The organism is Leuconostoc sp., assembly GCF_965300815.1.
The window spans coordinates 5,874-15,474 of record NZ_CBDKZH010000030.1; the positions used below are offsets into that span (position 1 = coordinate 5,874).

The window sequence follows — 9,601 nt, forward strand, 5'->3', positions numbered from 1 at the left end:
CGAGAAAACGCCGCTTTGTAGGCGTTTTTTTAGTATAATAAAAGTGATGAGGTGACCATGCGTATTCTATTGATTGACAATTATGATTCATTTACTTACCTGTTAGTAACCTATTTTCAGGAATTGGGGCAAAATGTGACAGTCGTGACTGAAGCAGATGCCTTGGCCGAACAGGTTAAGCAATCACCGGCTGCTGTGCAAACTGACTATCAGGCGATTGTGATTTCACCAGGGCCAAAAACACCAAAGGAAGCGGCATTTTCTCGCCACGTGGTGACGACTTATGCAGGACGCTTACCAATCCTTGGCGTGTGTTTGGGGCATCAGGTCATTGCGGATGTTTTTGGTGGTCAAGTGATTCGCGGAGATCGGCCACAACACGGGGTGACGTCAACCTTGACGCATATTGGCCAAGGTCTCATGGCAGGGTTACCCCCAAATTTTCAAGTCGCGCGGTATCACTCGCTAATTGTAACCGCATTACCGGCGGTTTTTTGTGTTGATGCGCGTAGTGAAGATGGCGTTATTCAAGCCATGCATCATCAAACATTGCCCATCTGGTCGGTGCAGTTTCATCCGGAAAGCTGGATGACGGCACATGGTTACGATATCTTAAACAATTTTTTAGAGCAGGTACAGGATTTTGAAAAAATTTAAGCGCGATAATGCCAATATTTGGGATATTTTCTTGGCGCATTATCGGCAAGATGAAGAAATCGTTTTGCTTTATACGAGTCAGCCTGAGGCGTCGGAACACTTCAGTATTTTGGCCCATGCGCCGTTTGCAACGGTCACGCAACGCGATGGTGTTGTCCGAGTTAATCAGGAAAAAACGACATTATCCTTTTCTGAAGCGGTGGATGTGCTGCGCACAACCAAACGACCAGAACTGTCGAACTGGCCGATCCAACCTGAAATCTTAGGTTTTGTGAGTTACGAAGAAGACCCAGCACGGTTTAGTTTGTATGACGAGCTCATGTTGTTTGACCACGCAACACAGGAACTATATGTGGCGCAATTTGAACAAACTGATCAAACTTACTGGGTGTCGGCAACTTCACCATTACCAAAACCGAAAAAAGTCCCAGCCGTGCGGCAACCCGCAGCGATTTTTATGGATCAGACGCGTCAGGAATATATGGCCAGTGTTGAAAAAATGCGGGCGCATATGGCCGCTGGTGATCTGTATGTCGGTAATTTGACCCAACAATTTGATATTTTATCTGATGCTGAACCGATTAGTGTTTTTCAAGCATTGGTGACGAAAAATCCAGCGCCTTTTGCCAGTTTCTTACACTATCCTGATTGGAAAATGACCCAAATTTCAAGTTCAGTCGAGCGCTTTGTCGCCATTCATGACCGTGAATTGACCACCAAACCGATTAAGGGGACGATTGCGCGCGGCCAAACGTCTGAAGAAGATGCGCAAAATCTGGCCAAACTCGCAAATAATACTAAAGACCATGCAGAACTATTGATGGTAACCGATTTATTGCGTAATGATGTGGCCCGCATTAGTGAACCAGGCCATTTGGTCGTGAAAAAATTTGCTGCCGTGGAAACCTTTGCGCATGTTCATCAACTTGTGACGACTATTCAAAGTCGTGTCAAAGCTGATCTGACCTTTACGGAGTTTATGACGGCGATGTTTCCTGGTGGGTCCATTACTGGGACACCGAAAAAAAGCGCCCAAGCGGTCATTGCCAGCCTTGAAAAACGACCACGTGGTATTTATACGGGGATGCAGGGTTGGTTGAATCGTCGGCTAGATTTAGATATGAATATTGCGATTCGAACATTGGCCTTTGATGGCCAGACTTACCGATTAGGTGTGGGTGGTGGCGTCACTTATGAAAGTGATGCTGCCGCTGAATTTGATGAAATCCTGGTCAAGGCGCAACCATTTTTAACTGTTTTTGGGATTGAGACGCTACCGACCCCAATTTTTACCACTGGACAAGTCAAAGATGGTCAGTTATTAAATTTATCGGCCCATGTCACGCGACTTGCGCGACAGTATCACCAACCGGACTTGTCACAACAGCTACAAGCTTTAGCTGCTCAAAGTCCGGATGGGGTACTACGGGTTAGTACCGATGGCGACACATTATCCGCTACCACACGGCCGTTACCGCCTTTAGTGGGACCGTATCGCGTGAAGTTAGCGGATGAAGCGATTGCCCCGTCCGTCCTGACCCAATACAAGTTATCCGGGCCGATGTTTCAAAAGGCGTTTCATCCGGAAGTAGTGCGCGCAAAAACACAGGGCTACCAAGATGTGTTGTTCCATACAGATGGTGTCGTGACCGAGTTGTCAATTGGGAATTTCCTAGCGAAACGCGGTGATACTTATGGGACACCAAGTACTCAAGCTTTGCCGGGGACGTATTTAGCAGAATTTGCCAAAACGCATCACGTCATATATGCGGAGATTCCGGTAAGTGAGTTAGTTAATTTTGACGCTTTTTATATGACAAATGCCGTTCGTGGTCTGGTTGCGATTGATCTCGTTGGGATCTGATTGTTTTTATGCCGCGGTGAAGCCAAAATAAGGTACAATAGACTTACAAAATGTGAGTTGTTGGGCCCACAGATATCAAGAGATACTTGTTTTGGTATAAATGGTACGGATCGGCAAAGGAGACACCATGGATAAGTCAGAAATTTTAGCAAAATTAGATGCTGAAGCATATAACGTGACGCAAAACGCTGCAACGGAACGGCCGTTTTCGGGCAAGTATGATGATTTTTATGAGCCAGGCCTGTATGTTGATGTTGTCAGTGGGGAACCCCTATTCACTTCAAAAGAGAAGTATGATGCTGGCTGTGGTTGGCCGTCATTTACGGCTGCCATTACGGATCATATCGTTGAACAAGCAGATGATAGTTATGGCATGTCACGCGTTGAAGTGAAGTCGCGGCACGCAGATTCACACCTGGGACATGTTTTTCCTGATGGCCCAGCCGAAACGGGTGGGCAACGCTACTGCATTAATTCAGCAGCGTTGCGTTTTATTCCGAAAGCAGAGATGGCTGCGGCGGGCTATGGCGACTATTTAGCACATATTGACGACGAAGCATAAGGTCATAACGGCTAACCGTTTTGTAACGCTTTGGAGGATGCATGGCGACGGTTTTAATCATTGAAGACGAAATGAGTCTGCAATTTTATCTTAAAAATGAATTGACGTTTGAAGGTTACACGGTTTTGCAGGCCTTTGACGGCCAACAAGGACTTGCCTTATTGGCATCAGAAACTGTAGATGCTGTATTACTGGATTGGATGTTGCCAAAAAAGAGTGGGATGGCTGTTTTACGTCATGTTCGGCAAACTAATCAGACGTTGCCAGTGATTCTGATGACGGCTAAAAGTGAGTTAGATGATAAGGTCATGGGGCTTGATAATGGGGCAGATGACTATTTGACGAAACCCTTTGAAACTGAAGAATTATTAGCACGGTTGCGGGTAGTGTTACGCCGCCAAGTTACGTCGGTGCAAACTGTTTTTGAAGTGGCCGATTTAACCTTAAATACGACGACACATCGGGTGCAACGAGGTGATCAGCTGATTGCCCTCACACAGCGTGAGTTTGATTTGTTGGCTTTTTTGATGCAACATGAAGGTCAGGTGATGTCACGTGATGCCATTCTCGATCATGTTTGGGGGATTGATTTTGCGGGGCTATATAACACTGTTGATGTTAATATTCGCCATTTACGTCAAAAAATTGCGCGTGATGGCCAACCGTCCTTGATTGAAACGGCACGTGGCTTAGGCTATGTTATGCGTGTCGGAGATTAAGCGTATGAGACGACGTCAAAATACAGCGGTTGTCTTGATGACCCGATCCTATGTTAAATTATTTGCGTTAATTTATATCGCCACGACAGTGGTGGTGCTGAGTACAGTCAGTTATCAATTACTCGAATCGCGTACGGCCGATGCCCAGCGCATTGTGACCAGTTTACGTGGTGCTGATATTGATTCTCGTTTTGACTGGGCGAACTGGCGTCGGAATTCGACGATTGATACTCGTGATACATTTGTCGTGATTAAGTCCCAGCAGGCCACGTATTATTCTACTGGGAGTGAGGCTTTTCTCAAACGAATTAAAGGGCGGCATTTATGGTTTGGGATGGTCTATAAAGTACGCGAACGTTATTTTTATTACTATCAAACGGGCCATATTGGTAACATGACCTATCAAATTTATATTGGCTTAGCTGAAGTGATTGGGATGGTCCTGACCGTCAGTACCGCCTTATTTGTGACGCTAACTGTGATTTTTGTTTTAGCGATATTTATTGTGCGGCAACTGGCGCAAGATTTGAATACGCCGTTATTGACTTTAACGCGTGCAGTGAAACAATTAGATCAAGCCGGAACTAAGCAGTTGACGTTGCCTGATATTGACGGGGCGGAAGAAATTGTTACGTTGAATCAACATTTACAAGATTGGTTACAACAACTGCAAGCACAAATTGAAAAAGAGCGTGCCTTTATTAGCAACGCTTCGCATGAATTGAAAACGCCGTTAGCGGGCTTTCGTGGCAATATTGACCTGATCAAACGGCGTGGGGCAACACATCCAGAAATTATCCCAACGGCGATTGCCATGTTAGATAAAGAATCGCGGCGGATGCAAAATTTGGTGGATACGTTACTCGACATGTCGCGGGCTACTGATGATCACGTGAATCCACCAACAGTTGTTCAAATTGCGCCTGTGTTGCAAGATATTGTGACGGCTTTTGAAATCGACACCAAGCGTCACGTAATCACAACGTTAACTGACTTTTCGGTCCACTTACGGGTGAACGAATTTGTACAATTAGTGCGGATCATTTTGGATAATGCCGCTAAATATTCTGCAGCCGATTCGCCAATCGTCGTGACGAGTGCGTTGAACCAAGTCATCATTAAAGACGTTGGGCAAGGGATTTCGGCAGCGGATAAAACGCGAGTCTTTGATCGTTTTTATCGTGGGGATGACTCGCGTTCGGAAACACCAGGCAATGGGTTGGGACTGGCCTTGGCGCAACAATTAGCGGCGCGTCAAAACATCAGTATTGCCTTATCCGATAATCAACCAGTCGGGACGATTGTCACTTTGACATTCCTAGCACCACAAACTTCCTGACAAATTATCAGAAAACCATCAGAATGGTACCATAGTATGAAATTAAAACCTGCGCTAAACTAAGGTTAGTTTATGAAGGCAGGTTTTTTATTTTGATGACAGAACGGACATATTTGGCGACAAAGGTGCCGGCCATTGGGTTAGCATTTTGGGCCACAAAATTAATTACCACTGGGTTAGGGGAATCTTGGTCTGATTTTTTCAATCAGACATTAGGACCAGTTGCGGATTTGGCCATTGGCTTACTGAGCTTTGGGGTATTTCTGTTTTTACAATTTAGGCAACCGCGCTACCGTGTTTGGACTTATTGGTTAACTTTGTTAAGCTTAGCAATTTTTGGTACTTTCATTGCGGATGCGACCCATGGCATTGGCATATCGTATGTCGCTGCGTTTGTGATTTATGGTTCAGCCTTAATAGTTACCTTTGTGTTGTGGTATCGCAATGCGCATAATCTGTCTGTGCACACCATTACAACCAATCATCGTGAGCTGTTTTATTGGGCAACGGTCACGTTGAGTTTTACTTTAGGGACGGCAGTCGGTGATTGGTTAGCAGAATCGCTGCGTCTTGGTTTCTTAGATACTGGGGTTTATCTCGGGTTGGTCTTTTTGGCCATTATTGCTTACCGTCAGTATTTTGGTCGCTTTGACACGTTCACATTTTGGGCGGCTTATGTGCTGACCCGACCAATTGGCGCCAGCTTCGCTGACTATTTTGGTTATCACTGGCAGCATGGTATGTTAGGAAGTGCTGGCATGAGTTTGATCTGGTTGGTTGGCTTTGTTGGACTGTTTGTTTACTTGCTCATGAAAGAGGGGCAAGTGGTTAAAGAGCCGACGTTGGTCAGACCAGAAGATCAGCTGAATATCGGCTAATGGTTTGATTAGTCAGTTTGAAACAATAGAAAGAGGAAAAAATGAATCCAATCTTAGCACGAAAATCAGTAGCCGTAACGGCTTTAGTCGGTTTGCTTGGTATGACAGGTTATGTCATCATGCAACCATTTAACGGTCTCGATCACAGTTTGCAACAGGCAATTGGTCAGCTGCAAAGCCCGTTTTTAACCAGTGTGATGAAGTTGGTATCAACTATTGGCAATCCTGCCATTGTATTAGTCGGGATGGCCGTATTGGCTGTTATCTTTTGGCGCAAACAACAACGTTTTGAGAGTGTCTGGGTCTTAGTGACTGTGATTGGTGGCGACTTTTTAGCTGAAATTATTAAAACTATCACGGCACGTCAACGTCCAACCCATCAACTCGTACCAGATACCGGTCTGTCATTTCCCAGTGTGCACACCTTATCAGCCGTTTTGCTCGTGTTGTTGGTGCTCTCATTTATGACCAAGGGAACTAATAAGTTTATGGTCGCTTGTGTATTGGGGGTCTTTTGGATTTTCTTAGTGGCGTTGTCTCGTGTCTACTTACGGGATCATTTCCCAACCGATACCATCGCTGCTGTTTTCTTAGTCCTCTTTTGGTGGGCCACTACGGCAATAGCTTTCCGCAAAACGTTATTACGAACGCAAGCTAATACCTTTTTGCTTAAAATTTTACCGCAAAAATAAATCGTGCCAGTTAATTGGCGTTTTAAACGCCAAATTGAACTGTGATATAATGAGTGAAATACGCTTAAGTGGCAGTCAGCGTTAGCACGCTGTTAAAAGGAGATAAGATATGCGTATCAAAAATACACGAGTCATGTTGTATGTTGAAGATGTTAAGGTTATCCGTGATTTTTTTGTCACGACACTACAGGCCGAAGTTGTGGCAGAGAATCCATTGCCGGATGACTACCTTAATATTAACTTGAAGGTGAGCGAGCAACTAGAGCTTGGTCTTTTCCCCAAGGCCTTTATTGCCAAGTATTCACCAGAAGTGCTTGGACCGGTGCCATCTTTGATGTTCTTTACAGAGGATTTTGATGCCTTGTATGAAAAACTCGGTGAGGGGCGCGAAAAAATGAACGACACCTTTAACTTTGCAGATCCTGAAGGCAATTATTATGTCATGGCGAAAATGCCAGATTAAAACATTAAAATACCGAAAGGTATTTTTTTTATTGACTTTTTTATCATAAAATGACACAATGTCATTATATTGACACTGTGTCATTTTAGAAAGGATCCAGTTATGATTAAACCCACACTGGCTAACTTAAGTCCAATTAAACAAGAAAAGTTACGACAAGCAGTATTTTTAGAATTTTCCCAACGGCCGTTGTTAGATGCCAAAGTGGCCAATATCGTCAAACAGGCCGGCATTTCTCGTGGTGCTTTCTACACTTACTTTGATGACATTTATGATGCCTATCAATGGGCAGCCGATCTCGTTTTTGCCGATATTCATCAACAACTGCAAGGTTCTGGGGAACAAATTGCGCAGACGATTGCTTTTTTGAATCATGTGAGAACGCGTGAGGACTATGATTTTTTAAAGTACCACTATACCGTTAATGCGGCAATTATTGCACAACGGCTACCAGATCAACAGCGCAAAAGACTACGCCATCTCAAGCCAGATGCTGATGACCAAACAATACATGAGTGGTTGGTGACACAGTCGGTTCATGGTTTGGTCGCTGATTTCTTCTTACATCCCGATGCGCAAGATGACATTTTAAAGACGTTAACGACATTAGCCAATTGGCAGAAAAGAGACTAAACATGTTTTTAGCACTACAAGAAATGCGTAAAGAAAAGTTACGCTACGGTTTGGTGATTGCAGTCATCGCGTTAATTAGTTTTTTGATTTTTATTCTGAGTGCGTTGGCACTAGGACTATCCCATGAAAATACTGCTGCTGTATCAACGTGGCGCGTAAAAAGTGTTGCGATGAGTAACGATGCAGACGGAAATTTGGCCCAATCCTTATTATCCAAAGCACAGGTCACACAATTAGCAGAACGGCAAACGCACGACAGTGCGCCAGTCGGGGTAGCACAAGCGATTGTCAAGTATAACAATCAACGTGTCGCAGCGACCTATGTGGGTTGGTTGCCACAAGATCGCTACTGGCAACGTCTGACCCTAACAGCCGGACACCGACCAAAGACAGCGCAAGAAGTTGTGGTGTCTAATAAATTGCAACAAAGTGGCTTGAAAATTGGTGATCAGCTCACCATTGGTTTATTGGCTCAGAAACTCACAGTGGTTGGTTTTGTGACAAATGCCGCGTATAATATGGCGCCGGTGGTTTACGGTGATTTACAGCATTGGTCAGCCATTAAAGGGCTGGCGAACAGTTATTATGCTAGCGGGTTAATGGCGGATAACCAGATCGCGAGCGTGCAGGGGATCCGCGTGGTGACACCGCAACAATTGTTCAATCATATGCCGGGGTATAGCGCACAGAATAAAACGTTTGAATTTATGATTGCTTTCTTAGTCGTTATTTCAATCGTTGTCGTGGCAATCTTTTTATACATCTTAACGATGCAAAAATTGCCTAATTTTGCCGTCTTGCGGACACAAGGTATTCCGAGTCGTTATCTTGTTTTGAACACGTTAAGTGAGACTGCCATCATTATGGCATTAGCAGTCGCCATTGGTTTAGCCGGTTGTTTTCTAAGTAGCTTGGTCATTCCTAGTGTGGTACCAATGTACTTTGATATGACCTTAATTATGGGAGTTGGCTTGGGCTTAATTGCAGCTGGCATGTTGGCCGCTTTCATCCCAATTCGATTGATTATCAAAATCGAACCACAACAAGGCATTGGGGGATAACATGATGCAGACATTAAAAGTAAGCCATGTATCTAAGGTATATGGTCAAGAGAGTAACCGTGTTTTGGCGTTAGATGATGTTAGTTTTGAAGCGAAACAAGGCGAACTAACCTTAATTCTTGGGCCATCAGGTTCTGGTAAAAGTACGTTGCTGACCATTATTGGTGGTTTACAATCACCAACATCAGGCATTGTACAAGTCAATGATCAAACCATTGATATTCAAAATCAGCAAGCTTCCGATACGTTCCGTTTGAATCAAGTCGGCTTTGTTTTGCAATCGCATAGCCTGGTACCATTTCTAACCGTGCAACAACAATTTGATCTGGTTAACCATGTTAAGAAATCCGGTAATCTAACATCGGCACAATTTCAGCAGTATTTAAAGGTTCTCGGCATTGATGCGCTATTAGATAAATATCCTGGTGAATTATCTGGTGGGCAAGCCCAACGTGTCGCCATTGCGCGCGCTTTATATGCCGATCCGGCGTTCATTTTAGCCGACGAACCAACTGCGGCATTGGATAGTGATCGGGTACAGAAAGTCGGGGCTCTCTTCCAACAAATTGCAGCCGAACAACAAAAAGCTGTGGTGGTTGTCACGCATGATTTACGTTTAAAGCAATTTGCTGATCATATTTACACGATTGAGGATGGACACATCCAACAGGAAAAATAACAAAACGCTAACGATAAGTAAGCGATTTTTTGTGTGTTCTGCTACATTGTGTTC

General features: G+C 44.3%; 11 protein-coding genes. All 11 read left to right on the forward strand.

Annotated features, from left to right (window positions below; genetic code table 11):
• Nucleotides 1-57: 57 nt before the first annotated feature.
• The 11 genes from ACW12G_RS03370 (at nt 58) to ACW12G_RS03420 (ending at nt 9,547) form a co-directional block, all read left to right on the forward strand.
• Nucleotides 58-657, forward strand: coding sequence for an anthranilate synthase component II (locus ACW12G_RS03370; protein ID WP_048701643.1), 600 nt, complete (start codon nt 58-60; stop codon nt 655-657).
• Nucleotides 644-2,521, forward strand: coding sequence for an aminodeoxychorismate synthase component I (gene pabB / locus ACW12G_RS03375; RefSeq protein ID WP_455647269.1), 1,878 nt, complete (start codon nt 644-646; stop codon nt 2,519-2,521). The genes ACW12G_RS03370 and pabB overlap by 14 nt, the downstream gene beginning before the upstream one ends.
• Nucleotides 2,522-2,648: 127 nt before the next feature.
• Complete coding sequence (gene msrB, locus ACW12G_RS03380; protein WP_010003633.1) at nt 2,649-3,083, forward strand: peptide-methionine (R)-S-oxide reductase MsrB; 435 nt, start codon at nt 2,649-2,651, stop codon at nt 3,081-3,083.
• A gap of 41 nt (nt 3,084-3,124) precedes the next feature.
• Nucleotides 3,125-3,802 carry a response regulator transcription factor gene (locus tag ACW12G_RS03385; RefSeq protein ID WP_455647270.1) on the forward strand — a complete coding sequence of 226 codons (678 nt, stop codon included), beginning with the start codon at nt 3,125-3,127 and terminating at the stop codon, nt 3,800-3,802.
• Nucleotides 3,803-3,806: 4 nt separating this feature from the next.
• A complete protein-coding gene (locus ACW12G_RS03390; protein ID WP_455647271.1) occupies nt 3,807-5,141 on the forward strand; it encodes a sensor histidine kinase in 1,335 nt (444 codons plus the stop codon).
• A 95-nt stretch (nt 5,142-5,236) separates the two neighbouring features.
• Nucleotides 5,237-6,019 carry a COG4705 family protein gene (locus tag ACW12G_RS03395; RefSeq protein ID WP_216802963.1) on the forward strand — a complete coding sequence of 261 codons (783 nt, stop codon included), beginning with the start codon at nt 5,237-5,239 and terminating at the stop codon, nt 6,017-6,019.
• Between the two features lie 41 nt (nt 6,020-6,060).
• Nucleotides 6,061-6,711, forward strand: a complete 651-nt coding sequence (locus ACW12G_RS03400) for a phosphatase PAP2 family protein (RefSeq protein WP_455647272.1) — start codon at nt 6,061-6,063, stop codon at nt 6,709-6,711.
• Between the two features lie 109 nt (nt 6,712-6,820).
• Nucleotides 6,821-7,174: a VOC family protein gene (locus ACW12G_RS03405; RefSeq protein ID WP_010003626.1), complete on the forward strand. Its 354-nt coding sequence runs from the start codon at nt 6,821-6,823 to the stop codon at nt 7,172-7,174.
• A gap of 102 nt (nt 7,175-7,276) precedes the next feature.
• Complete coding sequence (locus ACW12G_RS03410) at nt 7,277-7,807, forward strand: TetR/AcrR family transcriptional regulator (RefSeq protein WP_455647273.1); 531 nt, start codon at nt 7,277-7,279, stop codon at nt 7,805-7,807.
• A 2-nt stretch (nt 7,808-7,809) separates the two neighbouring features.
• Nucleotides 7,810-8,868, forward strand: coding sequence for an ABC transporter permease (locus tag ACW12G_RS03415; RefSeq protein WP_029509368.1), 1,059 nt, complete (start codon nt 7,810-7,812; stop codon nt 8,866-8,868).
• A gap of 4 nt (nt 8,869-8,872) precedes the next feature.
• Nucleotides 8,873-9,547: an ABC transporter ATP-binding protein gene (locus ACW12G_RS03420; RefSeq protein ID WP_270746644.1), complete on the forward strand. Its 675-nt coding sequence runs from the start codon at nt 8,873-8,875 to the stop codon at nt 9,545-9,547.
• Nucleotides 9,548-9,601 lie beyond the last annotated feature (54 nt).

Bases quoted from the DNA above. Each gene is read 5' to 3' on its own strand.
- ACW12G_RS03370 (WP_048701643.1), top strand. From the start codon at position 58: ATGCGTATTCTATTGATTGACAATTATGATTCATTTACTTACCTGTTA.
- msrB (WP_010003633.1), top strand. From the start codon at position 2,649: ATGGATAAGTCAGAAATTTTAGCAAAATTAGATGCTGAAGCATATAAC.
- ACW12G_RS03385 (WP_455647270.1), top strand. From the start codon at position 3,125: ATGGCGACGGTTTTAATCATTGAAGACGAAATGAGTCTGCAATTTTAT.
- ACW12G_RS03390 (WP_455647271.1), top strand. From the start codon at position 3,807: ATGAGACGACGTCAAAATACAGCGGTTGTCTTGATGACCCGATCCTAT.
- ACW12G_RS03395 (WP_216802963.1), top strand. From the start codon at position 5,237: ATGACAGAACGGACATATTTGGCGACAAAGGTGCCGGCCATTGGGTTA.
- ACW12G_RS03400 (WP_455647272.1), top strand. From the start codon at position 6,061: ATGAATCCAATCTTAGCACGAAAATCAGTAGCCGTAACGGCTTTAGTC.
- ACW12G_RS03405 (WP_010003626.1), top strand. From the start codon at position 6,821: ATGCGTATCAAAAATACACGAGTCATGTTGTATGTTGAAGATGTTAAG.
- ACW12G_RS03410 (WP_455647273.1), top strand. From the start codon at position 7,277: ATGATTAAACCCACACTGGCTAACTTAAGTCCAATTAAACAAGAAAAG.
- ACW12G_RS03415 (WP_029509368.1), top strand. From the start codon at position 7,810: ATGTTTTTAGCACTACAAGAAATGCGTAAAGAAAAGTTACGCTACGGT.
- ACW12G_RS03420 (WP_270746644.1), top strand. From the start codon at position 8,873: ATGCAGACATTAAAAGTAAGCCATGTATCTAAGGTATATGGTCAAGAG.